This is a genomic window from Gordonia oleivorans (assembly GCF_040044975.1).
Lineage (GTDB): Bacteria > Actinomycetota > Actinomycetes > Mycobacteriales > Mycobacteriaceae > Gordonia > Gordonia oleivorans.
This window is the reverse complement of record NZ_JBDZDI010000003.1, coordinates 142,708-167,311: the sequence shown is the minus strand read 5'-3', so window position 1 is coordinate 167,311 and position 24,604 is coordinate 142,708. Positions and strand designations below refer to the sequence as shown.

Sequence of the window (24,604 nt, the reverse complement as noted above, 5' to 3'; positions counted from 1 at the left end):
TTACCAGTATGCGGTTCTTCTACGATTCGGAGTTTATCGAGGACGGCACCACGATCGAGCTCATCTCGATGGGTGTCGTCGCGGAGGACGGACGAGAATTCTACGCGGTGTCCACCGAGTTCGATCCGGCGCGTGCCGGTGGTTGGGTGCGGGCCAACGTCCTGCCCAAACTCCCGTCCCCGTCGGCGTCGGTGTGGCGGTCGCGCCGGCAGATCCGTGACGAACTCTTCGCCTTCCTCACCGAGACCGGCGACGACATCGAGTTGTGGGCCTGGGTCGGCGCCTACGACCACGTCGCGCTCTGCCAGTTGTGGGGTCCGATGACGGCGCTGCCACGTCAGATCCCCCGCTACACCCGCGAGTTGCGTCAGCACTGGGACGCGGCCGGCCGGCCGGCGCTGCCGTCGGCGCCTGCCGATGCCCACGATGCGCTGGCCGATGCCCGGCACAACTTTCGCAAGTGGCAGGCGATCGAACGGTCCCGGACCTCCATGCGCTGAACCGGCGCGCTGAACCGGCGTCCCGTCACCGGTCACGGCGTCGCGGACATCGTCGACGTCCGATATGACGGTCCCGGGATGATCGTCTCCGGCCGGTCGCTACGCTGGACGGGTGGTGAACTGGACCGTAGACGTTCCGATCGACGAATTGCCCGAACTCCCGCCGTTGCCGGGTGACCTGCAGGCGCGCTTTGCCGACGCCCTCGGCCGGCCCGCCCTGCAGCAGCCGAGCTGGCCCGCCGACGAGGCCCGCCGGATGCGTACGGTGCTGGAAAGCGTTCCGCCGATCTGCATGCCCGCCGAGGTGCGCACGCTCGGCGAGCAGCTCGCCGAGGTCGCGCAGGGCCGCGCCTTCCTGCTGCAGGGCGGTGACTGTGCCGAGACGTTCGCCGACAACACCGAGCCGCACATCAAGGGCAATATCCGCACGCTGCTGCAGATGGCGGTGGTGCTCACCTACGGCGCCAGCATGCCGGTGGTCAAGCTCGCCCGCATCGCCGGGCAGTACGCCAAGCCGCGCTCGTCGGACACCGACGCCCTCGGCCTGCCGTCCTATCGCGGTGACATGGTCAACGGGTTCCCGGCGGAACCGGGGGTGCGCATCCACGATCCCTCGCGCCTGGTCCGCGCCTACGCCAACGCCTCCGCGGCGATGAATCTCGTTCGGGCACTGACTCATTCGGAGGCGGACCTGCGCCGGGTGCACGACTGGAACCGCGAGTTCGTGCGCACCTCACCGGCCGGTGCGCGGTATGAGGCACTCGCCGCCGAGATCGATCGCGGGCTGCGATTCATGGACGCCTGTGGCGTCGACGACGCGTCGCTGGGCGCCGCCGACATCTTCGCCTCGCACGAGGCGCTGGTCATCGACTACGAGCGCGCGTTGCTGCGCCTGGCCGACGCACCCGAGGATCCGAGTGCCGGCCCGGATGGAAAGGTGCTCTACGACCTGTCCGCGCACTTCCTCTGGATCGGGGAACGCACCCGGCAACTCGACGGCGCCCACATCGCCTTCGCCGAGCTGATCCGCAATCCGATCGGCGTCAAGATCGGGCCGTCGACCACCCCGGAGCAGGCGGTCGAGTACGTCGAGCGCCTCGATCCGTACAACGAGCCCGGTCGGCTGACGCTGGTGGCGCGGATGGGCAACGGCAAGGTGCGTGATGTGCTGCCGGCCATCGTGACCGCCGTCGAGGCCAGCGGCCACAAGGTGATCTGGCAGAGCGATCCGATGCACGGCAACACCCACGAGTCGTCGACCGGCTACAAGACCCGGCACTTCGACCGGGTGGTCGACGAGGTGCAGGGCTTCTTCGAGGTCCATCACGCTCTCGGCACCCACCCGGGCGGCATCCACATCGAGTTGACCGGCGAGGATGTGACCGAGTGCCTCGGCGGGGCCCAGGACATCTCCGATCTCGACCTCGCCGGCCGGTACGAGACGGCCTGCGATCCGCGCCTGAACACCCAGCAGTCGCTGGAGTTGGCCTTCCTGGTCGCGGAGATGCTGCGCGGCTGAGGAACGCCCGGGCGTGGGCCGGGCGTTCCGGCGACGGTTCAGGTGACCGGCAGCATCGAGCCCACCCACCACCCGACGCCACCGGCGACGGCCGCGAGCATCAGCACCACGACGATCCAGATCAGCGCGCGGAGACGACCCGACGCGGTATCGGCCATCTCCTCGGCGAGGGGATGGGGAGGTGTCTCGACGCGTGGCGTGGCCGCACGTGACGGGCGCCGGGATGCCTCGCGTGCCTCGTCGTCGCCGGCCTCGGAGTCGGGGGCGGCCGGCTGTGGACGGGAGGCCACCCGGGTGTGATGGGCGGCGCCCGCTCGAGCGCGCAGACGTGCGACCGTGTCGCGTTCGGCCGAGCGGCGCGGGGCGGGCACGGTGAACGGCGGCAGGTCGAGGTCGTCGGCGACGTCGAGAAGCGCCTCCCGCATCGCGAAGCCGTCGGCGTAGCGGTCGGCGGGTCGTCGTTCGGTGGCCCGCAGCACGATCTCGTCGAGTTCGGTGGGCACGCCGGCGATCACGTCACCGGGTGCCGGCACATCGTAGGTGAGTCGCTGGTACGCCAGTGCCAGAGGTGTGTCACCGCGGAAAGGTGTTCGGCCGGTGAGCAGTTCGAACATCATCACGCCCATGGAGTACACGTCGCTGCGGGCGTCGGCGTGCGCCGCCTCCACCTGCTCGGGGGAGAGATAGGCGGCGGTGCCCAGGATGACGCTCGCCGAGGTGACCCCGGATTCGGCGACGGCGCGCACCAGCCCGAAGTCGGCGACCTTGACCTCCCCGGCATCGGAGATCAGGACGTTCTCCGGTTTGACGTCGCGGTGCACCAGTCCGGCGCGGTGGGCGGTGCCCAGGCCGCCCAGGACCGGGTCGGCGACCGCCACGACGGCATGCGGTGGCATCGGTCCACGTTCGCGCAGCAACTCGCGCAGGCTCCCGCCTTCGACGAGTTCCATCACCAGGAACGCCACCCCGTCGTCGATGCCCTGGTCGTAGACCGCCACCAGTCCGGGATGCTTCAGCCCGGCCACCGCGCGCGCCTCGAACTCGAAGCGGCGCAAGAACTGTGGATCGGCGGCGTACCGGGTGTCCATCACCTTGACCGCGACGTCGCGGCCGAGTCGCAGATCCACCCCGAGATACACCGCCGACATCCCGCCACGGGCGATCGGCGCATCGATGCGGTAGCGGTCCTCGAGGACCGATCCGATCACCTCGTCGACGCCAGCCTTCACGTCAATGCAATCTACCCGTGTCCCACCGCGCGAGTCGTGCACAACCGTGCGCCACGGCGCGCGGTGAGACGGTAGGCTCTGGGCGGTGAGTTCACTTCCGCTCTCGCCGGACACCATTCCCGCCGACGTCGAGACCTACTCCGTCGATCAGGTGGCAGCCCGACTCCGGGTGTCATCGACCAAGGTGCGCACCCTCATCCGGGACCATCGCCTGCTCGCCATCTCGCGAGACCGACAGCCGGCGATCCCGTGCCTGTTCTTCGACGACCTCGGGATCGCCAAGCATTTCACCGGTCTCGTCGACGTCCTCCTCGACGGTGGGTTCACCCGCGACGACGCGATGGCGTGGTTGTTCACCGTGCAGGACGATCTCGGCATGTGTCCGGCCGCGGCCCTGCACACGCATTCGGCGCGCGAGGTCATCCGCCGCGCGCAGGCCGAGGCCTTCTGAGGACACGCCCCAAAGGCCCGGTCACGCACCCCAGGCGCGCCGGGCGAGCGCCCGCAGCCGCAACGGATCCGGGCGGATCAGCGAGATCGCCGCGAGCGCGGACAGCGCGACGGCCAGCACCACCTCGGGGAGCTTGTAGAACACGATCGAGTCGTCGGGCTGGAACACGATCAGCATGAAGGCGGAGACGGCGACGACGAGGGCGCGGGTCCACTCGGGGAGCGTGAACGCGGCGGCGATCACCAGAACCCACGTGTAGTACCACGGCAGGGTGGACGGTTCGAGCACCAGCACCGCCAGCATCGCCCACGCCAGCGCTGTCATGGCGGAGCGTTCGTCGCGCCGACCGCGCCACCACAGGGCGACCAGGATGGGCGCCAGGCAGACGGCCCCGATCGCCCGGGTCACCGTCAGCACCGGCCACAGGCTCAACGAGGTGAAGGGTGCGGCCACCAGCGTGACCAGGTGGGCGGCCGCGGTGGGCAGGGTGAACCAGTTGATGATCCGATCGGCCCACCCCAGTCCGGTCAGCCAGCCCAGACCGAGTCCCAGCGCCGCTGTCCACGCGGCGAATACGGCCACCGGGACCGCCACCACCGCGGCGAGCGTCGACGTCACGTCCCGGGCGGTGAGTGTGCGCTGCGAGCGTATGTGCGCCAGCCAGATCCACAGCATGAACGGAATCGCCACGCCCGCGGTGATCTTGACCGAGACCGCGAGCCCCAGCACGGTGAGCCCCGCGACGTGGCGGCCGTCGACGACGAGGGCGACACCCGCGGCGAGCAGGCCCATCATCAGCAACTCCACGTGAGGTCCGCCGACGAGGTGGATCAGCACCATCGGGTTGAGCAGGGCCAGCCACAGCCCGGCCTGCGCGCCGGCGCCGAAGTGATCGGCCAGACGCCCGACCGCCCACAACGACAGGGCCAACCCGGGCAGCAACACCACGCGCGTCGCGATGACGCCGAGATACACGTGCTCACCGGTGATCTCGACGACGCCACGGGCGATGGCCATGAACATCGGGCCGTACGGCGCGGTGGTCGACGCCCAGACCTGCGCCATGCTGTCGACCAGCGGGCCGGGGTGATGTGCCGGGCCGTCGGCATACGGATCGAACCCGGCACCGAACACCGACGCCTGGCCGAGATAGGCGTAGACATCCCGGCTGAACAGCGGGACGGACACCAGAAGTGGTGCAGCCCAGCCGATCACGGCCCAGCGGATGGTCGTCGCCGACGGACGATCGGCGGGCGCGACCCGCGGGCCGACGCGGCGGCCGATCCGTACCCACGAGAAGATCATCAGCGCCACACCCAGCCAGAAGATGGTGCCGACCAACGTCTTACCGTGTCCGTAGGTCACCGCGTCGAGACCCAGACCGGCGAGTCCCGGATGATTGCGCGGGATGTCGGCGACCGCGAACCCGCCGAGACAGACGAGGATCGACCCGACGAGGCCGCGCCAGATGTCGGCACGAGTACCGTCACGGTGGGTGGTGAGCTCACCGTCGCCGGCGGCGATCACGCTGTGGCGCATCGACGATCAGGCCTCACGGTGCGCTATCGACTCGGCCAGGCCGCACAGTTCGGTCCGGACGCCGGCGGCGATGTCTGCCGCGTCCAGGCGTGCGATCGCCGACCCGAGCAGTCCGTCGACGCGGTCCTCGACCTCCGCACGGGCGCCGACGTCGACGAGGATCGAACGGGCACCGGCGAGTTCGTCGGAGTCCAGCGTCCGGCCGAGGTATCCGCGCAGACGGTCGGCCAGTGCCGGGTCGCGGTCGGTGGCCCGGCGCAACCCGGAGGCGAGGAGCACCGTGCGCTTGCCCTCGACGAGGTCGTCGCCGGACGGTTTGCCGGTGCGGTCGGGGTCGCCGAACACCCCGAGGATGTCGTCACGCAACTGGAAGGCGATGCCGAGGTCGTGGCCGACGGCGGCCAGGTCGTCGAGCAGTTGTGGTGGCGCCCCGGCCATCCGGGCGCCGAGTTCGAGAGGCCGGGCCACGGTGTAGGCGGCGGTCTTGTATCGCATCACCCGATAGGCCGCCTCGACGCTGTCGTCGCCGCTGGCCTCGTTGACGATGTCGAGATACTGGCCACCGAGGACCTCGGTGCGCATCGCCGCCCACGTCGAACCGACGCCGGCGGGCAGGGGGGTCGGTGCGGCGTCGGTGGGATCCGCGCCGGCGGGGGAGTGCCCGGCAACCATGTCGTCGGCCCAGGCCAGGGCGAAGTCACCGGCCAGGATCGCCGCCGCCACACCGTGATCGGCGGCATCGCCGGACCACCCTGACTCCCGGTGGTGCTGTTCGAAGAGTCGGTGCACGGTCGGGCGGCCGCGACGCGTGTCGGAGTGGTCGATGATGTCGTCGTGGATCAGGGCGCATGCCTGCACGAGTTCCAGTGCGGCACAGACGCGTAACGCATCCGTCGCGGTCTGCTCCGGTTGCGGTGGACGACGATCGGGGTGGCCGATCCCGCAGAGCCAGCCCGCGTAGCCGAAGGTGGGCCGGACCCGTTTGCCGCCGTACCGCACGAAGTCGGCGACGATCTCGGCGGCGTGGCCGACCACCGGCGAGATCTCGCCGGCCACCGGCACTGCGCGGGCGAAGAACTCCTCGAGCACGACGCCGGAGGCGGCGGGCACCTCCGACAACGAGGTCGGTGGGACTACGGTCGGCGTCACCCACTCAGGCTAGGGCATGGCGCGTGACGCTCCGGGGCTGCCGTCGCGCCCACGGAATCGGCGTCCGAGTCCGGGGCGGAGTGAGGGAAGGGCGCCCTACATCGGCGGCGTGCGCCGCGCGGAGGAGATCGCCCGTCATACGTACAATGGCGCGGTGACCACCTCCTCCCCGGCGACGTCCGTCGTCGAGCGCCTCGCCACGCCGCCGGCCAACGGCGTGGTGCATTTCTCGGTCGAGTTCTTCCCCCCACGCGACGCCGACGCCGAGGCCCGTCTGTGGCGGGCGGTGCGGGTCTTCGAGCGCCTCGATCCGGCCTTCGTGTCACTGACCTACGGTGCCGGTGGCTCGACCCGGGACCGCACCGTGCGCATCGCCGGTGAGCTCGCCGCCCAGACCACGCTGCTGCCCGTCGCCCACCTGACCGCGGTCAACCACAGCATCGCCGAACTGCGCGGACTCGTCGGCGCCTACGCCGATCAGGGCATCACCAACCTGCTCGCCCTGCGCGGCGACCCGCCCGGTGATCCCCTCGGCGAGTGGGTCCGCCACCCGCAGGGTCTGTCGTATGCGCAGGAACTCGTCGAACTGATCGAGAGTCTCGGCGACTTCCACGTGGGCGTCGCCTCCTTCCCCGAGGGCCACCATCGGGCCCGTGACCTCGCCCAGGACACCGAGGTGCTGGTCAACAAGCTGCGAGCGGGTGCGGAATACTCGGTGTCGCAGATGTTCTTCGATGTCGAGGACTTCCTGCGGCTGCGTGACCGGGTGGCCGCCGCCGATCCGGAACAGGCGCACAAGCCACTGATCCCGGGCCTCATGCCGATCACCTCGCTGGCCAGCGCGCGGCGGATGACCCAGCTGTCGGGGTCGGTGATCCCGCCGGCCGTGGAGCAGCGATTCGCCGCGGCCGCCGGCGACGGTCCCGAGGAGGACCGCGCCGCGGTGCGTCAGGTGGGCATCGATTTCGCCACCGAGACCGCCCAGCGGCTGATCGCCGAGGGCGTCGTGTGCCTGCACTTCTGCAGTCTCAACTTCGCCAAGGCCACCTGCGAGGTCCTCGAACGGCTCGGCGTCGACACCCGGGAGGCGTTGCCGAGCGCCGTCGGCTGATTCCCGGTCACCCGTTCGCCGGGCCGGCCGCCTGGGCAATCCCACCGGCAATCCCACCGGCAATCGCCCGGCGAGGCAGGCGATTACTCGCTCTCCGAGCGGGGTATCTCGTGTCGGCCCGCCGTCGGCGTCGATCCGACCGCCGCCGCATCCCGCGCGGGTTCGTCGCCGCGGGGACCCGACGGTCCGGGGGAAGCGGCATCGGCGCTCGTGTTCTTGCTTGTCGATCGCTTGCCGGTCTTCGTCTTCGAGGTCTTCGCCGTCTCGGCGGGCCGGCCCGGGCGCGGGCTGCGATCACGGGAGACGTAGGCCAGCCGGGCGACCACCAGGACCACCGCGAGGCAGATCAGCACCATCAGGATCGTCCACCCGCCGAACGCCGCGGTGGCCGGATCGGCATAGGTGGCCTCGGCGGTGAAGTCGGCGGGTTTGCCGGGTTCGGGAGTCCACGAGACCGACGTGTCGCTGCTCTGATCGCCGTTGGTCGCGGTCACCGGACCCGCGAAGGACATGGTGAGTTTCACGTAGTCGCGGTTGGCCACCAGGCCGGTGAGGTCGGCGGTGCCGCGGAACCGCACCACGTCGCCGCTGCGTTTGGCACTGAGCTCCATCGTCATCGTCGTGTCGCCGAAGCTGTCGGCCACGATGTCGCCGAGTTGGCCGAGTTGTCCGGCGGTGAGATTGCTGAATGTGGCCCGACTACCGACCCGGGTCGCGGTGTCGTCCCCCTCCGCGGTGCCACCGCCGGGTTGCGGTTGCGCCGAGGCGCTGGTCGACGGTCCTTCGCGATAGTCGGTGATCGCGATGTCGCGGCGCATCGATTCGGGGATGTCGAACTGCGGTGCGCCGCGCGGATTGTCCGGGCTCGTCGCGACGATCACGCTGCCCGCGAAGCGATCGCCGACCGTCGTCGAGCGTTCCAGACATCCCGACATCAGTGGCGCGGCCAGCATGAGCAGCACCGCGAGCAGGAAGGCGGGGCGGCGATGGTTGCGGGGACGCGGCATCGGTCGTGGAGTCGGCGGGCGCACGGTGCTCATCGTGCCAGAGACCCGTCGCCGCGGGGTGGGCGACACGTCCGTGGCGGCATCGGTGACCGACGTGGCGGGTCAGCGACGGCGACGACGGGTCCGCGCGACCGCGGCGAGTCCGGCGATGCGGCCGCTGGCCCCGGTGACGCCGCCGCCGGGATGGGTCGATGCGCCGGCGAGCAACACCCCGTCGGCGCCGGGCACCGTGTGGCCGGAGAGGTCCGGATGCGGCCGGAACATGAACATCTGATCGATCGACATCTCGACGTGCATGATGTTGCCGCCGACGAGACCCAACTCGGACTCGAGGAACTCCGGGGTCTGCCCGAAGCGGTGCTCGACGCTGTCGGTGATGCCGGGGGCGTGACGTTCGAGTTCGGCGATGATCGCGTCGGTGGCGAAGTGTTCGGCGGCCGACCAGGAGGTTCCGTCGGCGAGCCGGCGCGGATGCCACTGCGCCCACAGGGTGATCAGATGCCGGTCGGCCGGGGCGAGGGAGGGATCGATCGCCGAGTAGCTCATCGCCACACAGGCCGGTCGCGCCGGGAGTTCTCCGACGGCGGCCGCGGCCTCGGCGCGTCGCAGGTGCGCGCGATCCGACACCAGCAGTCCGAGCCCGGAGTGCACGCCATGGGCGGGCAGATCGCCGGGCAGATCCCGGTAGGTGGGCAGATCGCGCGTGCCCAGCCGCACCGCCATGCCGATCCCGGTGCCGACGACGATCTGCGAACGCCATCGGGTGAGGAGATCGGCGTCGAATCCGCCGGCCAGCAGCAACTCGAGGGTGGTCATGATGTGGCAGGCACTGATGACGGTTCGGCCGCAATGACCCTCACCGTCGGCGGTCCGCACCCGCCAGTGGTCGCCGCATCGGCCGATCTCGGTGGCGGTGGATGCCGTGCGCACCTCGCCGCCGTCGGAATCGATGCGGCGTAACAACGCCTCGGTGAGCGCGCCGCTGCCGCCGACCGCACGTCCCGGCGGTATCCGGTGCATGAGCGCGGCGAAACCGATCATCGGGGCGGTCGCCGGAGCGTTCATCGGCGGACCGGACTGCGCTCCGAACCAGGCCAGGGCCGCCTTGAGCTGTTCGGAGCGGAACCAGCGATCCAGCAGGGCATCACCGGAGGACATCAGCTCCTGGGTGAGCGAGAGCATCCGGCCCGAACGCGCGCCGATCGGCCCGCGACGCGCGGTGGTGGCGGTGGTTCCGAGGGTGCCGAACGCCTGCGCGAACCGGCCGGGGGTGGCCGGTTGGTAGAACGACCGCATGAGTGCCTCGGCGCGCGGGGTCCAGGTGGCCACGAAGTCGCGATAGGCCGCGGCGTCCTCGGGGCCGCATGCGCGTTCGATGGAAGCGCACGTCGCGTCGAGGTCGGTGCGGAACACGATCGGGCCGGTGGTGTCGGTGGCGGGGCAGAACGCCCACGGATCGCAGTCGAGGTAGGTCAGACCCACCGCGCTCAGCGACAGCTCGTCGGGCACCGGGGAATGCCGGATCATCAGGTGCGCCGACGATCCGCGGTCGACCCGATAACCGGGGAAGCGCTCGATGGTCGACACGGCGCCGCCCGGCACGGTATCGCGTTCCAGGACGCGCACCGACCGCCCGGCCCGGCCCAGGTAGGCGGCGGCGACCAGCCCGTTGTGACCACCGCCCACCACGACGGCGTCGGTGAGGCGATGGGGTGAGGTCATCGGTGGTGAGGTCATCGCGCGATCGTCGGCGGCAGGCGATGCGACCGGTCACGGGCAGGCATGGCGACCTGCCGGCATCGCGGGGGGATCGACGAGGGGCAGTCCGCGGCCGAGGAACGCGAAGGGACGCGGATCGCCGGTGAAGGTGAAGTTGCGCAGCACGTCGCAGAATCCCATCCGGCGGTAGAGCGACCATGCGCGGTTGCGTTCGTCGGGTATCTCGGGAGTCGAGAGCAACACGTGTCGTTCGGGCCGGTCGGCCAGGAGCTGACACAGCAACCACTGCCCGATCCCGTGTCCCTGGGCGGTCGGGTGGACGTGCAGTTCGGTCAGTTCGAAGTAGCTGTCGGTGAGGTCGTCGATGACGTGCGGATCGCGTCCGGACACGCGCAGACCGGCCCGCAGCTGCTGATTCCACCATTGGTCCCGGGCGCCGCGGTATCCGTAGGCGATGCCGACGAGGACCTCGTCGGCGTCCGGTGAGATCGGCAATCCGATGCGGCGCCGGGCGACGTCCATCGACGCGGTCGTCGCGGGGGGCAGCCGCTGCAGGGCGCCGAACGCGGTCCACCCGGTGCGTGCGATGTGTTCGCGCCAGAGTCCGGCCCGATGCAGTTCGGTACCGCGCGGATAGTTCATCGCCGTGACGTAGATGTCGAGCGCGGGCTCGAGCCAGACAGCGGAATCCTGTCCCTGCAGCCTGACGAGCCGGATCGTCACGAGGAGCCTCTCTGGTCGGATTGTCGGTGGCATCGGGCATCTTGATCTCTGGAGCGGATCTAGCTATATTGAATATGTCGAACGGGTGTTCGATGAATGTGCCTCCGCAAGCTGTTCGCCGATGCCCGACGACGACACGATCCGGTGGTGGACGAGGGAAGCGTCTGCCACCGGGCCGTGTTGAACGGTACGCGAACACACACTTGCCGATCGCGCTGCCGGGCTCGGGCGCTGCTGGGTTCGGGCGCTGCTGGGTTCGGGCGCGGAACGGGTGAGACGGGCACCACGAGGAAAGGGGATCACGATGGCACGTCGCGCACAGTCCGCAACGGTGGTGGACCCGATCGTCGTGGGTCGGGCACGTGACCTGCTGTCACGCGCGGATCTGCTCCTCGACAACGCCATCGCGGTCATCGATGACGCCGAACGCTTCCGGCAGCTCTACCTCGCCGCCCTGCGCGCCGCCGGAGCGGCGATCGCGATCGGGGAGTCCTCGCGCCGATCCACCCGCGGACTGCCGACGAACGCCTGGAGCAGGCTGGCGATCGTGATGCCGGAATTGGATTTCTACGCCGACTTCTTCGCCGCCCGATCCTCTCTTCGGATGAATATCGAGGCGGGGATCGAGCGCTCGGTGGATCCCGGCGTCGGCGCCGAGACCCATCGCCGGGTGCTGGAGTTTCTCGACGCCGTCGAGACGCTGGTCATGGCCTATGAACGCGGTGGACGCCCCTCCGCCGAGCCCTCCTTGGCGCATCCGGCCTGAGCGGATCGGTCGATCGATGGGGTCGGAAGACATGAATTCGATCCAACGGGGGCGGTTATGGTGGTCGCCGCCCGAATCACCTCGTATCATGAAAGAAACGCCGCGAGACACGTCATCGTCGAAGATCGCGGCAACGCACTCATCGATGACTCGTCGGTAACAGGTAAGGAGGGTCGGTGCCACTCTCAGAGCACGAGCAGCGGATGCTCGAAGAGATCGAAAGCGCTCTGTACGCGGAGGACCCGAAGTTCGCGTCCAGCGTCACACGTCGCCGTCTCGGGCGGTCGTCAGGTCGTCGTCGCATTCAAGCGGCGGTCGTTTTCGTCCTCGGACTGGTCCTGCTGGTGCTGGGACCGATCACCGGTCTCACGGTTGGTGGGTTCCCGATCCTGTCCCTCGTCGGATTCCTCGTGATGTTCGGCGCCGCACTCCTGGCGTTGTGGGGCGGCGGCAAGCCGGGCAAGTCGTCCGGCGGTTCGGACTCGGCCGGCCGCGGTGGCAAGCAGTCCGCGCCCAAGCGTAAGTTCACCGAGCGCATGGAGGAACGGTTCAACCGCCGCTTCGAGCACGGCGAGTGACACTCTGACCTGATCTCGGACCAGACGGTCCGCAGCTCTACCAGTCGACGGCGGCGCACACAATGTGCGCCGCCGTCGTCGTGTGTGCCATCGGCACGCCGCTACGGGTACACCGCCACCGGTACGCCAATGCCGGGTCCGCCCGTGATTCTCGACCGGTGGCCGCGCGGTTGCTCACCAGGATGTCCTTCGCAACGGTCCTGCCGTGACTGTGCGTCCCCAATCGGGCCCCATCACGCCCCGCCGGGTCCCCAGTTGGTTCCCCACCGCGCCCCACCGGGTTCTCCACCACGCCCCACCGCATTCCCCACCACGCCCCACCCGGTTCCCCACCACGCCCCACCGCGGGCCCGGGCCCGCCTCAACAGGCACTTTCTGTACCTCTGTTCACACGATCCGGGTGCTGGGCACTCGCGTGAACGACGCGCCGCGCCGCGTGTCGGTGTTCTCTGAATGGTGATTGACCTGCGGATATGGGGATCGGTGGGGAAGTGGTGGGGGCTATGGGGTGGAAAGTGGTGGAAAGTGGGGTACTGTGGGCGTCACTGGGTGAGGCGAACCGGAACGTCGGACCCGGTGGGCGGGAGGTGCCGACATGTCCGTGCGATTTGTCGGTACCTACACGCCCAAATTGGATGACAAGGGGCGACTCACGTTGCCCGCGAAGTTTCGCGACGCACTGGCAGGAGGGGTGATGGTCACACGAGGCCAGGACCACAGCCTGTCGGTGTATCGAGCCGAAGAGTTCGATGCGATCGCGGAGAGGACGATGGAGGCGTCGCGCAACGATCCCGAAGCGCGCGCCTTCCAGCGGTACTTCTTCGCCAGCACCGACGAGCAACGCCCCGACGGCCAGGGCCGGATCACCCTGGCGGCCGAGCATCGGCAGTACGCGGGACTGTCCAAGGAATGCGTGGTGATCGGCAGTTTCGATCATCTGGAGATCTGGGACGCGCAGGCATGGCGTGACTACCAGAACCAACACGAGGAGAACTTCTCGGCGGCGAACTCCTCATCGCTGAGCGCGGTGCTGTAGCCGAGAACATGGGTGCCGGACAGATGCACCGGGCTTCGGATGGTTCGAGGCCTCGCCCCGGTCCGACCCTGGCGTACTTCCCCAACGCCAGGTGCGCGACCGGGGCGAGACCCCGCACCATCGGTGGCCGCCGTAGCCGAGGAAACGATTCCGACCACATCGCCCTGCGCGGGTGGCGTGGCCGGCGCACGCGAAGGGGCACGACGGTGACATCGCAGGATGACGACGAGAGCGGCGCAACCGCCACGAATCGTCGCTCCGGCGAGCATGGTCACATCCCGGTGATGGCCCGGCGCATCATCGAACTGACGGCGCCGGCGCTCTCCGATGCCGCTGTGGCACAACCGATCTTCGTCGATGCCACACTCGGCGCCGGGGGTCACAGCGAACTCGTTCTCACCGAATTCCCCGATGCCCGGGTGATCGGCATCGATCGTGATTCCTCGGCGCTGGCCATCGCGGGCGATCGGCTGTCCGCATTCGGCGACCGGATCTCGTTGCATCAGGCCCGTTTCGACGAGATCCTCGCGGTCCTGTCCGCGGCGGGCGTCGACCGGATCGACGCCGCGTTGTTCGATCTCGGGGTGTCGTCGATGCAACTCGACCAGGCCGAACGGGGATTCGCCTACGCCGTCGACGCCCCGCTGGACATGCGGATGACCCTCGCCGACGGGCCCACCGCCGCCGACGTCCTCAACACCTATTCACATGGCGAACTCGCCAGGGTGCTCTCGGAATACGGTGAGGAACGCTTCGCCGGCAAGATCGCCTCGGCGGTGCTGCGCGAACGTGACCGCGAGCCGTTCACCACCAGCGGACGACTCGTCGAGTTGCTCTACGCCACCATCCCGGCCGCCACCCGGCGAACCGGTGGGCACCCGGCCAAACGCACCTTTCAGGCGTTGCGGATCGAGGTCAACCACGAACTCGACGCACTGCGCCACGCGCTGCCGGCGGCACTGGCCGCACTCCGGGTCGGTGGACGCGTGGTGGTGATGAGTTATCAGTCGCTCGAGGACAAGATCGTCAAGCGGGAGTTCGCACTTCGCACCACGTCCACCTCACCGCGCGGACTCCCGGTCGAATTGCCCGGAACCGCACCACGTTTCCGGCTCGTCACGCGCGGAGCAGAACGCGCCGACGATGCGGAACTCGAGAGCAATCCGCGTTCGGCCCCGGTACGGGTTCGAGCGATCGAGCGAATCGCCGAGGAGGTGACGTCATGACCCTGATCGACGACGTCGACGTCGACGCAGTGCGCGAGAGGTCGTCCGGCAACTCACGGCGGCGCCGGAGCGGTGCGGACGCGGACCGCCCGACGCGGTCACGGGCCGCCCAACGCGCGATCGATCGTCGCAGCAAACGACGCGCCGCCGACGACGCCGACGTGGCACGTGCGGCACGGCTGCGGGCCGCCGCAGGTGGCGTCAGGAATCGGCGAATCACGCTCTCGCAGCGGCTGTCCCGGGTTCCCTTCGTCGTTCCGGTGCTGCTGCTGCTCGCGCTGGGTCTGGGTACCAGCCTGTGGCTGTCGACGATGGCGGCGCAGGACTCCTACGAAATCGGCTTGGCGCGCAACGAGAATCAGGCGTTGGCCGACCACGCCGACGCGCTCAAGCGCACCTTCGAATCGGGCAACTCGGCACCGGAGTTGTCCGACAAGGCATCTGCGCTCGGTCTGGTACCCGCACAGAACCCGGCGCGCATGGTGCTCGGTCCGGACGGCAAGGTGCGGATCATCGGTGATCCGACCCCGGCCACCGGCACCCGCATGGGCACCATCAACCCGGATCCGCGACCGAACCCGACCGCACAGATCGATCCCAACAAGGTCGACGACTCGGTCGGTCTGTCCGGTTCGGCGGCGACCACCACGACCACGAGCGCCCCGGCGACCCCGACCGCATCCACCCCGACGACGTCCGCCCCGGCAACTCCGACACCGGCGCCGAACACCACACCCGTCCCGTCGTCGACGCCGAGTGGTTCGGTCGAATCGGGCCAAACGCCCACCACGCCTGCGCCGAACGTGCTGCCCACCTCCGCGCCGGCCTCCGCGGCGCCGTCGACCGGCAACCCGCCGGGCGGAAATTCCGGGGAGAACCGTTAGCGCGGTGGACAATTGACAACCATGACGACACGTGCGACCACGACCGCCGCACCCGGACGACCTGCCTCCGGCAGGGGCGGTACCGGCGTCACCCCACCGAAGCCGCCCCGCGGTTCCAAGCGTCCGGGTAAGCGTCCCGAGACGTTCGTGCTCCGCAGCCGGATCGCCGGCGTGGTGGTGCTGCTCGCGGTGATCGCCGTCGCGATCCGGATGGTGGTGGTGCACACCATCGAAGCGCCGGAACTGTCCGCGCAGGCCGCGCAGCAACGTGAGTACACCCAGGTGCTCACCGCCAAGCGAGGCGCGATCCTCGACCGCAACGGGCGGCCGCTGGCCTACACCGACGAGGCACGGTCACTGACGTTCCTGCCCAAGGCCGTTCGCGCGGCCATCAGCGCGGCCCATCACGACAACCCCGACCTGCCCGACGTCGACACGCGACTGAACGAGATCGCCACCGGCGTCTCCGAGGCGCTCGGCGGATCGATCAGCGTCGACGACCTGCGCAAGAAACTCACCGGCGACGAGACCTTCGTCTACCTCGCCCGCTCGGTGAGCCCCGAGGTCGCCTCCCGCATCATCGCCGACTATCCCGAGGTCGGTGCCGACCCGCAGAGCATCCGTCTCTATCCCGGTGGATCGTTGGCGGCCAACGTGATCGGCGACGTCAACTACGACGGCAACGGCCTCATCGGGCTGGAGGCCTCACTCGACTCCGTCCTCGCCGGCACCGACGGTTCACGAACCTATGACCGCGGTTCGGACGGGGCGATCATCCCCGGGTCCACCCGCAACGTGCACCCGGCGATCAACGGTGCGACGGTGCGACTGACGCTGGACTCCGACATCCAGTGGTTCGTACAGAGTGAGGTGTCCAAGGCCAAGCAACTCTCCGGCGCCAAGTCCGCGTCGGCGGTCGTGCTCGACTCCCGCACCGGCGAGGTGCTCGCGATGGCCAACGACGGGACGTTCAACGCCTCGACGCCGCTGTCCGAACAGCCCGACGCCGATCTCGGCAATCCGGCCGTCACCTCGCCGTTCGAGCCCGGCTCGGTGAACAAGATCATCACGGCGTCCGCGGCCCTCGAGTACGGTCTCACCACTCCCGATCAGGTCCATCAGGTTCCCGGCAGCATCCGGATGTCCGGGGTCACCGTCAACGATGCCTGGACCCATGGCGTGGCCCCCTACACGACCACCGGGATCTTCGGGAAGTCGTCCAACGTCGGCACCCTGATGCTCGCCCAGCAGGTCGGTGAGGAACGTTTCGCCGACATGGTCAACCGGTTCGGTCTCGGCAAGCTCACCGGGGTCGGACTGCCGGCCGAGAGCGGTGGCGAGGTGCCCGCCCTGAGCCAGTGGTCGGGTGGCTCGTTCGCCAACCTGCCGATCGGTCAGGGCCTGTCGATGACGCTGCTGCAGATGACCGGGATGTATCAGGCCATCGCCAACAACGGCTTGCGCATCCCGCCGCGGATACTGATGTCGGAGCAGCGGGAAGGGCAGGGCGCCCAGACCGAGCCGACGCCCGCGGGTGTGCAGGTGGTCCGGCCGGACACCGCGCGGACCGTGCGCGACATGTTCCGGGCCGTCTTCCAGGACGACCCGATGGGCGTGCAGAGCGGCACCGGGGCCAAGGGTGCCGTCGCCGGCTATCAGCTGTCCGGCAAGACCGGTACCGCCCAGCAGGTCGACCCGTCGTGCGGCTGCTACTCGAACTCCAGTTACAACATCACCTTCGCCGGCATCGCCCCGGCCGACAATCCGCGCTTCGTCGTCGGGATCATGCTGGACAACCCGCGGCGCAGTTCCGACGGCAGCGGGGGCCAGTCGGCGGCGCCGCTGTTCGGCACCATCGCCTCGTGGATCCTGCAGCACGACCGCGTTCCGCAGTCCGCGCAGCCCACCCCGAGGTTGGTTCTGCAGGCATCCTGACCGGCCGGGCGCGTCGTCGGCGGTTCACGCAAACAGTTCGAACGACGCCGCGCGACCCGCCCGGGACGCGGGGATGCCTGACGGTATCGTGAGTGCGTTCATCTCCCGCCGCGGCCGTCATCGGTCGGCCGGAGACATCCGCAGGGGGAGAGGAGAGGATCTATCGCCATGGCATCTCGTCGCGAGTCCGCCTCCCGTCGCCGGTCGGGTACCCGGGGCGCGGCCGATCTGAGTCGTCCACGGCACGTGGAACCCACCGAGGTGAGTGTGTTGTCGGCGTCCACCGGCGCCCGCCTGGACCTGGTGGGCGCGGCCACCGGATCGACCACCGTCACCGGGGTCTGTCTGCGCGCCCAGGACGTCGAGCCCGGCGATCTGTTCGCGGCGCTCCCCGGCGCGCGGGCGCACGGTGCGCAATTCGTCGCCGAGGCGATCGAGCGTGGCGCCACCGCGGTGCTCACCGACGCCGCCGGACGGGCCGAGATCGCCCGCTCGGCGCCCGCCGAGGCCACCTACGCGGTCCTGGTCGCCCACGATCCGCGCAGCGTGCTCGGCGCGGTGAGCTCACGGGTCTACGGGAACCCCTCGCAGCGGCTGAAGCTCATCGGCATCACCGGCACCTCGGGTAAGACGACCACCTCCTACATGGTCGAGGCGGCGTTGCTCGCCGCCGGACACTCCGTCGGGCTGATCGGCACCGTCGAGACGCGGGTCGACGGTGTCGCCGTTCCCAGCTCACTGACCACCCCCGAGGCGCCGAATCTGCAGGGTCTGCTGGCGGCGATGGTCGAACGTGGCGTCGACGCCGTCGTGATGGAGGTCTCGAGCCACGCCCTGGCACTCGGGCGCGTCGACGGGGCGCACTTCGCGGTCGGTGCCTTCACCAACCTCTCGCAGGACCACCTCGACTTCCATCCGACGATGCGCGCCTACTTCGAGGCGAAGGCACGACTGTTCTCCTCCGGTTCGTCGGTGCGCGCGGTGCGGTCGGTGATCTGCGTCGACGACGACTGGGGACGGCGGATGGCCGAGGTCGCCGCGGCCGGTGCGCCGAGCGCCCCGATCACCGTGGCCACCACCGACGTCCCGGCATCCTGGCATGCCGGTCCGTCGACGGTGGACGCCGACGGTTCCCAGCGCGTCGAACTACGCGGTCCCGGGCGGATCGCCACCGAGGTCACCGTGCCGCTGCCGGGTCGCTACAACGTCGCCAACGCCACCCTCGCGGTCGCGGTGGCCGTGGCCGCCGGGGTCAGCGCCTCGCAGGCCGCGAAGGCGATGCAGTCGGTGTCGGTGCCGGGGCGCCTCGAACGTGTCGACACCGGTCAGCCCTTCCTCGCGATCGTCGACTACGCCCACAAGCCCGGCGCCCTCGAGGCGGTGCTGTCGACGCTGCGTGGGCAGGCCACCGGCCGTATCGCGGTGGTCGTCGGCGCGGGCGGCGACCGCGATCACGGCAAACGCCCGGTGATGGGTGCCGTCGCCGCGCGTGGCGCCGATCTGGTGATCATCACCGACGACAATCCCCGGACCGAGGATCCGGCGACGATCCGGTCGGCGATGCTCGCGGGCCTGGCCGAGGTGCCCTCCGACGAGCGGCCCGCGGGGGCGCAGGAGCGGGAGATCGGCGACCGCCGGGCCGCGATCGAGGCGGCGATCGGCTGGGCCCGGCCCGGTGACATCGTGCTGGTGGCCGGCAAGGGCCACGAGGTGGGCCAGGAGATCAACGGGGTCAAGCACCCCTTCGATGACCGTGTGGTCGTCGCCGAGGTCCTGGCCGCCGCGGCGGCCGCAGCACCGGGGGTGCCCGGTGAGTGAGGCGATCACCATTCTCGCCGCGCCGACATCGGCGCGGACCCGCGACGTCGCCAGGTTGTTGCGTACCCTCGTCGAGTCGGCCGACGGTGCCCGACGCGTGTCGCGCGGTGCCCCGCCCGGGGTGCAACCGGATCGGGCCGACGCCGAACGCACGTGGGCGATCCTCGGCGAGCTGCGCACCGACGAGGCCGACGGTCCGGTGCGCTCGGCGAACGAGCACGTCGTCGAGCATGACCTGCTCGGGCGACTGGCCGTCCGGCTGGCGGTCGACAAGGTGCTGTGTGTCGGTGCCTCGTCCCGGGCGGTGCGGGGGATGCATCAGGGTGCGGTGATGGAAGGCTCGTGGGGTGACGAGGCGCGGTTGGCCGAGGACGTCGAGGATGCCCTCGACCTCGTCGTCGCCGAACAGGCGTGGACGCCACACGCCGGTGACACCGTGCTGCTGGCCGTCCCCGAGCTGTCCCCCGAGACCGTGGCGCAGCGCTGGCGAGATCTCGGCCACGAGGTCACCATCCTTGCGGCACAAGATGATTCGGACGAGTCCGATGAACGGTAACGATCAACGAATGAAGGCGAGGACCGTCAGGTGACCCAGATCCTCATCGCGGGTGCGATCGCGGTGGCGGTGTCGATCATGCTCACCCCGTTGCTGATCCGGCTCTTCTCGCGCCAGGGCTTCGGACAGGAGATCCGCGTCGAGGGCCCCAAGAGCCACCAGACCAAACGCGGCACCCCGTCGATGGGCGGTGTCGCGATCCTGATCGCGCTGTGGGCCGGCTACTTCGGCGCCCACCTCGCCGGGGTCTTCATGGACTCCGACGCCGGGCCCAGTGCCTCCGGTCTGCTCGTCCTGGGCTTGGCGACCGCCCTGGGCATCGTCGGATTCCTCGACGACTTCATCAAGATCCACAAGCACCGCAATCTCGGTCTCAACAAGACCGCCAAGTCGATCGGGCAGTTCATCGCGGCGATCCTGTTCGGCGTCCTCGTCCTGCAGTTCCGCAACGACGCCGGTCTGACGCCGGCGGGACCGTACCTGTCGTATGTGCGGGACATCGACGTCATCTCGATGGTCTCGGTGGCCTTCGTGATCTTCGTGTGGCTGGTGGTGGCCGCGTGGTCGAATGCGGTGAACTTCACCGACGGACTCGACGGGCTGGCCGCCGGATCGATGGCCATGGTGCTCGGCTCGTATGTGCTCGTCGCCTTCTTCCAGTTCGTCAACGCCTGCTCCGGCGGCGCCAAGCCGGCCAACGACATCCCCAAGGGCTGCTACAACGTGCGTGATCCGCTGGATCTGGCGTTGATCGCGGTCGCCGGGGGCGGCGCCTGCCTGGGATTCCTCTGGTGGAATGCCGCGCCCGCCAAGATCTTCATGGGTGACACCGGATCGCTGGCGCTCGGTGGCATGCTGGCCGGCCTGTCGATCACCACCCGCACCGAACTCCTCGCGGTGGTCATCGGAGCACTGTTCGTCGCCGAGATCGTCTCGGTCGTCATCCAGATCGCGTTCTTCCGCACCACCGGACGGCGGGTGTTCCGGATGGCGCCGTTCCACCATCATTTCGAACTCGGGGGGTGGGCCGAGACCACGGTCATCATCCGGTTCTGGCTGCTGACCGCGATCGCCTGCGCGTTGGGACTGTCGCTGTTCTACGGCGAGTTCCTCACGGTCAGTGGCTGAGGCGCACGCGATGAGTGCGGACGCGATGAGTGACCACGCAGACGCCGACGCGCCGCGCGCGGATGGCCTCGACGATCCGGCGACGTGGTTGCCGGGACGATCGGTGGTCGTCGCCGGTGGCGGAACCGCCGGGATGTCGGCGGCCGATCACCTTCTCGCCCTCGGCGCACGGGTGCGCATCGCCGACGACCGGGTACACGACGGTGTGGACACCCCGACCGCCGACACCCCGATTGCCGGGGCCGCGGCGATCGTCGAACGTGGCGCCACACTGATCTCGATCACCGCTCTGCTCGCCGACGCCGACTGGCCCGCACGAACCGATCTGGTCGTGGTCTCGCCCGGGTTCGCACCCACCCATGCGGTGCCCGCCGCCGCGCTGGCCGCCGGTGTTCCCGTGTGGGGTGAGGTCGAACTCGCGTGGCGTCTGGACGTCGCGCAGATCTACGGACCGTCGCGGACCTGGCTCGTGGTGACCGGCACCAACGGCAAGACCACCACCACCTCGATGCTCACCGAGATCGTGACCGCCGCGGGTCGTGGCGCGGCCGCCTGCGGCAACATCGGGCTGCCGGTGCTCGACGCCATGCGCGCCGAACCCCGCGTGGAGGTACTCTGCGCCGAGTTGTCGTCGTTTCAGCTGCACTGGGCGCCGTCGATCGCACCGGCGGCCGGGGTGGTGCTCAACGTCGCCGACGATCATCTCGATTGGCACGGATCGTTCGACGCCTACGCGCAGGCCAAGCAGATCGCCTTGCACGGAACGGTCGGCGTGGTCGGCCTCGACAACGCGGTCGCCGCGGGCATGCCGGTGTCCGGCCGACGGGTCGGATTCACGCTCGCCGAGCCGGGTCCCGGTGAGCTGGGCATCCGGGACGGGCACCTGATCGACCGGGCCTTCGCGCTCGAGGGGGATGTCCCCGGCGATGACGGGGTCGTGCTCGCCGACGTCGCGACCATCGCGCCGCCCGGGCCGTCCGGACAGTCCGATGCGTTGGCGGCGGCGGCGCTGGCGCGGGCCATCGGAGTCGACGCGGCGTCCATCGGCGCTGCTCTGGGCGCTTTCCGGCCCGCCGCGCATCGCGGCGAGGTCGTGGCGACCCGCGCGGGCATCGACTTCGTCGACGACTCCAAGGCGACCAATCCGCATGCCGCGCATGCCGCGGTCGCCGCGCACCGGCGCGTGGTCCTGATCGCCGGGGGACTGCTGAAGGGGGCCTCCCTGGCGGAGATGCTCACCGCGGTCGCCTCCCGCCTCGCCGGGGTCGTCGTGATCGGACAGGATCGGGATCTGATCGTCGAGGCTATCGCGCGACACGCCCCAGAAGTCCCAACAGTCACAGTGTTCACAGGGGACGATGGCTGCGTGACGGTACAGCGCGAGTTCTCCCTTCCCGCGGGATTCGATCTGCCCACAGGATCCGACCTTCCCGGGGCCCCGACCTCTCGACCGGCGACCTCCTCCGACGCCGCCGTCGCGGTGATGGACCGGGCCGTCGAGGTCGCCTGGGTCCTGGCCGATGGGCCGCGGGTCACCGCCGATGGGCCCCGGGACGCCGGTGAGCGACCCGACGCGATCCTGCTCGCCCCGGCCGCGGCATCGCTGGACATGTTCGCCGGCTACGGGCGGCGCGGTGACGCGTTCGCCGCGGCGGCCCGGTCGTTGGCCGGATCGTCACCGACAGCCGGTACCGACGAGCCGACGCGCCCATGACCCCGCGGACCGACACCGGCACAGATGCCGGCGCCGCGTCGAAGGCAGGACCCGCCGAGAAGTCGAAGGCAGGGCGCACCGAGAAGTCGAAGGCAGGGCGCACCGAGAAGTCGAAGGCAGGGCGCACCGAGAAGTCGAAGGCAGGACGCACCGAGAAGTCGAAGGCAGGACGCACCGAGAAGTCGAAGGCAGGACGCACCGAGAAGTCGAAGGCGCCGACATCGTCTCCGGGCGACACGGTGCCGGCGGACCCCGCGGCCGACGAGTCCACGCCGGGTACGCGTGACGGGGCCGACCGGGACACGACCGATCAGAAGCGGGATGCGCGGGCGGGTTCGGCGGGGGGCGCGGCGAAGAAGTCCGGCCGATCCGCGCGTGCCCGGAACGCGGAATCCGCGACGACGGTGACCGGGTCGCTGAGCTCGGTCGTCGGCACCATCGGCGAGGGTGTGCGGAGCCTGCTCGGTCGGCCGTTGGCGTCGTATCACCTGGTTCTCACGCTGGCGTTGCTGCTGACCGTGTTCGGCCTGGTGATGGTGCTCTCGGCGTCGTCGGTCGAGGGATACTCGCAGGACGGCTCGGCCTACGGGCTGTTCGCGACCCAGGTGGTGTTCGCGCTGCTGGGCCTGGTCGTCTTCTACTTCACGTTGCGCCTGCCGGTGCGGTTGCTGCGTCGTGTCGCGGCGCCGTTGATGATCGTCACGACCATCCTGCTGGCGCTCGTGCTGATCCCCGGGATCGGCACGCTGAGCCAGGGTGCTCGGCGTTGGTTCGTGATCTCGGGGTTGTCGGTTCAGCCGTCGGAGCTGGTCAAGGTGGCGCTGTGCGTGTGGGGGGCCCATCTGTTGGCTTCGCGCCGCCGGGAACATGCACCGCTGCGCGAACTGCTGATCCCGCTGTTGCCGGTCGGTGTGCTGATCTGTCTGCTGATCATCCTCGAACCCAACCTGTCGACCACCATCACGATCGCCATCATCGTCGGCACCCTGCTGTGGTTCGCCGGCCTGCCGATCAAGGTGTTCAGTGCCTTCGCGGTCACCGGTATCGCCATCGCCATCCTGCTGGCCCTGGTCGAGGGTTACCGATCGCAGCGCGTGATGAGCTTCCTCGGCGGCATCGACGATCCTCAGGGTGCCGGTTACCAGGCGCGCCAGGCCACCTATGCCCTGGCCAACGGCGGCGTCTTCGGGGTCGGTCTCGGTCAGAGCCGGGCCAAGTGGAACTACCTGCCGAACGCCCACAACGACTTCATCTTCGCGATCATCGGTGAGGAACTCGGCCTGATCGGCGGGCTGCTGGTGGTGATGCTGTTCGTGATCCTGGCGTTCGTCGGTTTCCGGATCGCGCATCGCTGCACCGACCCGTTCCTGCGTCTGATGACCGCCACCATCACCGTGCTGATCACCGCTCAGGCGTTGATCAACATCGGCTACGTCATCGGGCTGCTGCCGGTGACCGGTATCCAGTTGCCGCTGCTGTCGGCCGGTGGCACGTCGACGCTGACGGTGCTCGCGATGCTCGGGTTGTTGGCGAATGCGGCCCGCCACGAACCCGAGGCGGTCGTGGCGCTGTCCTCGCCGCCCACCCGTCGCTTCGGCCGGTTGTTCCGTCTGCCCACGCCGGTGGCCTACCAGCCGTCCCGGGCGGAGGTGCTGCGTGACCGCCTCGACGGCCGGCGATCCGGGGCCGCGCCGGCGCGCCGACAGCGACCGACGGCCGCCGGACCGGCCGAACCGGCCCGATCGGGCTGGCGACGTGTGTGGCCCGGCGGGCGCGGTGACGCGTCAGCGATGGTGCCGTCACCGGCTGCGCCGCCGGCGTCGCCCGGCAGGTATTCTCCTGCTCGGTATCGTGGCGCACCGACGCCCGGCGCCACCCGCGCCGGTGGTGGCCCGTCGAGAACTCGATATGCGGGTGCGCCGATGAGGTCGGAGCCGCGGGCGCACACCGGTCGCCCGGCCCGACGGTGACCGGACCCGATGACCGGGGCGAGGCCCGGGCCGGGTGTGCCCCGGC

At 69.7% G+C, this 24,604-nt stretch carries 21 protein-coding genes; 15 read left to right on the top strand and 6 right to left on the bottom strand.

The genetic code is table 11. The features are described 5' to 3' along the window. Nucleotides 1-8 precede the first annotated feature (8 nt). The gene (locus ABLE92_RS07315; protein ID WP_348804105.1) at nt 9-500 is read left to right on the top strand and encodes a polyadenylate-specific 3'-exoribonuclease AS; all 492 of its coding nucleotides are present in this window, start codon (nt 9-11) and stop codon (nt 498-500) included. A gap of 112 nt (nt 501-612) precedes the next feature. Beyond that, on the top strand, nt 613-2,019 hold the full coding sequence (locus tag ABLE92_RS07310) for a class II 3-deoxy-7-phosphoheptulonate synthase (RefSeq protein WP_348804104.1): 1,407 nt from the start codon (nt 613-615) through the stop codon (nt 2,017-2,019). A gap of 38 nt (nt 2,020-2,057) precedes the next feature. On the opposite strand, the gene ABLE92_RS07305 is transcribed toward ABLE92_RS07310, so the two are convergent. Next, on the bottom strand, nt 2,058-3,248 hold the full coding sequence (locus ABLE92_RS07305) for a protein kinase domain-containing protein (protein ID WP_348804103.1): 1,191 nt from the start codon (nt 3,246-3,248) through the stop codon (nt 2,058-2,060). An 85-nt stretch (nt 3,249-3,333) separates the two neighbouring features. Here ABLE92_RS07305 and ABLE92_RS07300 point away from each other — a divergent pair, with 85 nt between their 5' ends. After that, nucleotides 3,334-3,699: an Rv2175c family DNA-binding protein gene (locus ABLE92_RS07300; RefSeq protein WP_348804102.1), complete on the top strand. Its 366-nt coding sequence runs from the start codon at nt 3,334-3,336 to the stop codon at nt 3,697-3,699. A 21-nt stretch (nt 3,700-3,720) separates the two neighbouring features. Here ABLE92_RS07300 and mptB read toward each other — a convergent pair whose 3' ends face one another. Then, nucleotides 3,721-5,238, bottom strand: a complete 1,518-nt coding sequence (gene mptB / locus ABLE92_RS07295; protein ID WP_348804101.1) for a polyprenol phosphomannose-dependent alpha 1,6 mannosyltransferase MptB — start codon at nt 5,236-5,238, stop codon at nt 3,721-3,723. 6 nt (nt 5,239-5,244) lie between these two features. After that, nucleotides 5,245-6,387 carry a polyprenyl synthetase family protein gene (locus ABLE92_RS07290; protein ID WP_348804100.1) on the bottom strand — a complete coding sequence of 381 codons (1,143 nt, stop codon included), beginning with the start codon at nt 6,385-6,387 and terminating at the stop codon, nt 5,245-5,247. Between the two features lie 154 nt (nt 6,388-6,541). Here ABLE92_RS07290 and ABLE92_RS07285 point away from each other — a divergent pair, with 154 nt between their 5' ends. Beyond that, complete coding sequence (locus ABLE92_RS07285; RefSeq protein ID WP_348804099.1) at nt 6,542-7,498, top strand: methylenetetrahydrofolate reductase; 957 nt, start codon at nt 6,542-6,544, stop codon at nt 7,496-7,498. An 83-nt stretch (nt 7,499-7,581) separates the two neighbouring features. Here ABLE92_RS07285 and ABLE92_RS07280 read toward each other — a convergent pair whose 3' ends face one another. The 3 genes from ABLE92_RS07280 to ABLE92_RS07270 all read right to left on the bottom strand — a co-directional run bounded on the left by ABLE92_RS07280 (nt 7,582) and on the right by ABLE92_RS07270 (nt 10,947). Then, complete coding sequence (locus ABLE92_RS07280) at nt 7,582-8,538, bottom strand: LppM family (lipo)protein (protein WP_348804098.1); 957 nt, start codon at nt 8,536-8,538, stop codon at nt 7,582-7,584. A 69-nt stretch (nt 8,539-8,607) separates the two neighbouring features. Continuing rightward, the gene (locus ABLE92_RS07275; protein ID WP_348804097.1) at nt 8,608-10,242 is read right to left on the bottom strand and encodes a phytoene desaturase family protein; all 1,635 of its coding nucleotides are present in this window, start codon (nt 10,240-10,242) and stop codon (nt 8,608-8,610) included. Nucleotides 10,243-10,275: 33 nt separating this feature from the next. Continuing rightward, nucleotides 10,276-10,947, bottom strand: coding sequence for a GNAT family N-acetyltransferase (locus ABLE92_RS07270; RefSeq protein ID WP_348804096.1), 672 nt, complete (start codon nt 10,945-10,947; stop codon nt 10,276-10,278). A 304-nt stretch (nt 10,948-11,251) separates the two neighbouring features. Between ABLE92_RS07270 and ABLE92_RS07265 the strand changes: the two genes are divergently transcribed. From ABLE92_RS07265 to ftsW, 11 genes are all read left to right on the top strand, one after another. Beyond that, nucleotides 11,252-11,713, top strand: a complete 462-nt coding sequence (locus tag ABLE92_RS07265) for an SAV_6107 family HEPN domain-containing protein (protein ID WP_348804095.1) — start codon at nt 11,252-11,254, stop codon at nt 11,711-11,713. A gap of 176 nt (nt 11,714-11,889) precedes the next feature. Beyond that, complete coding sequence (locus ABLE92_RS07260) at nt 11,890-12,291, top strand: SCO2097 family morphological protein (RefSeq protein ID WP_348804094.1); 402 nt, start codon at nt 11,890-11,892, stop codon at nt 12,289-12,291. Between the two features lie 595 nt (nt 12,292-12,886). After that, the gene (mraZ, locus tag ABLE92_RS07255; protein WP_348804093.1) at nt 12,887-13,327 is read left to right on the top strand and encodes a division/cell wall cluster transcriptional repressor MraZ; all 441 of its coding nucleotides are present in this window, start codon (nt 12,887-12,889) and stop codon (nt 13,325-13,327) included. Nucleotides 13,328-13,611: 284 nt separating this feature from the next. Continuing rightward, on the top strand, nt 13,612-14,553 hold the full coding sequence (gene rsmH, locus ABLE92_RS07250) for a 16S rRNA (cytosine(1402)-N(4))-methyltransferase RsmH (RefSeq protein WP_496560778.1): 942 nt from the start codon (nt 13,612-13,614) through the stop codon (nt 14,551-14,553). Further along, nucleotides 14,550-15,437: a cell division protein FtsL gene (gene ftsL, locus ABLE92_RS07245; protein WP_348804091.1), complete on the top strand. Its 888-nt coding sequence runs from the start codon at nt 14,550-14,552 to the stop codon at nt 15,435-15,437. The genes rsmH and ftsL overlap by 4 nt, the downstream gene beginning before the upstream one ends. A 21-nt stretch (nt 15,438-15,458) precedes the next feature. After that, nucleotides 15,459-17,372 carry a peptidoglycan D,D-transpeptidase FtsI family protein gene (locus tag ABLE92_RS07240; RefSeq protein WP_348804090.1) on the top strand — a complete coding sequence of 638 codons (1,914 nt, stop codon included), beginning with the start codon at nt 15,459-15,461 and terminating at the stop codon, nt 17,370-17,372. 168 nt (nt 17,373-17,540) lie between these two features. Continuing rightward, the gene (locus tag ABLE92_RS07235) at nt 17,541-19,190 is read left to right on the top strand and encodes a UDP-N-acetylmuramoyl-L-alanyl-D-glutamate--2,6-diaminopimelate ligase (protein WP_348804089.1); all 1,650 of its coding nucleotides are present in this window, start codon (nt 17,541-17,543) and stop codon (nt 19,188-19,190) included. Beyond that, complete coding sequence (locus tag ABLE92_RS07230) at nt 19,183-19,746, top strand: UDP-N-acetylmuramoyl-tripeptide--D-alanyl-D-alanine ligase (protein WP_348804088.1); 564 nt, start codon at nt 19,183-19,185, stop codon at nt 19,744-19,746. The genes ABLE92_RS07235 and ABLE92_RS07230 overlap by 8 nt, the downstream gene beginning before the upstream one ends. A gap of 30 nt (nt 19,747-19,776) precedes the next feature. Continuing rightward, on the top strand, nt 19,777-20,874 hold the full coding sequence (mraY, locus tag ABLE92_RS07225; protein WP_348804087.1) for a phospho-N-acetylmuramoyl-pentapeptide-transferase: 1,098 nt from the start codon (nt 19,777-19,779) through the stop codon (nt 20,872-20,874). Nucleotides 20,875-20,899: 25 nt separating this feature from the next. Next, nucleotides 20,900-22,588, top strand: coding sequence for a UDP-N-acetylmuramoyl-L-alanine--D-glutamate ligase (murD, locus tag ABLE92_RS07220; protein ID WP_348804085.1), 1,689 nt, complete (start codon nt 20,900-20,902; stop codon nt 22,586-22,588). Next, nucleotides 22,585-24,558, top strand: a complete 1,974-nt coding sequence (gene ftsW, locus ABLE92_RS07215) for a putative lipid II flippase FtsW (protein ID WP_348804084.1) — start codon at nt 22,585-22,587, stop codon at nt 24,556-24,558. The genes murD and ftsW overlap by 4 nt, the downstream gene beginning before the upstream one ends. Nucleotides 24,559-24,604: the final 46 nt, after the last annotated feature.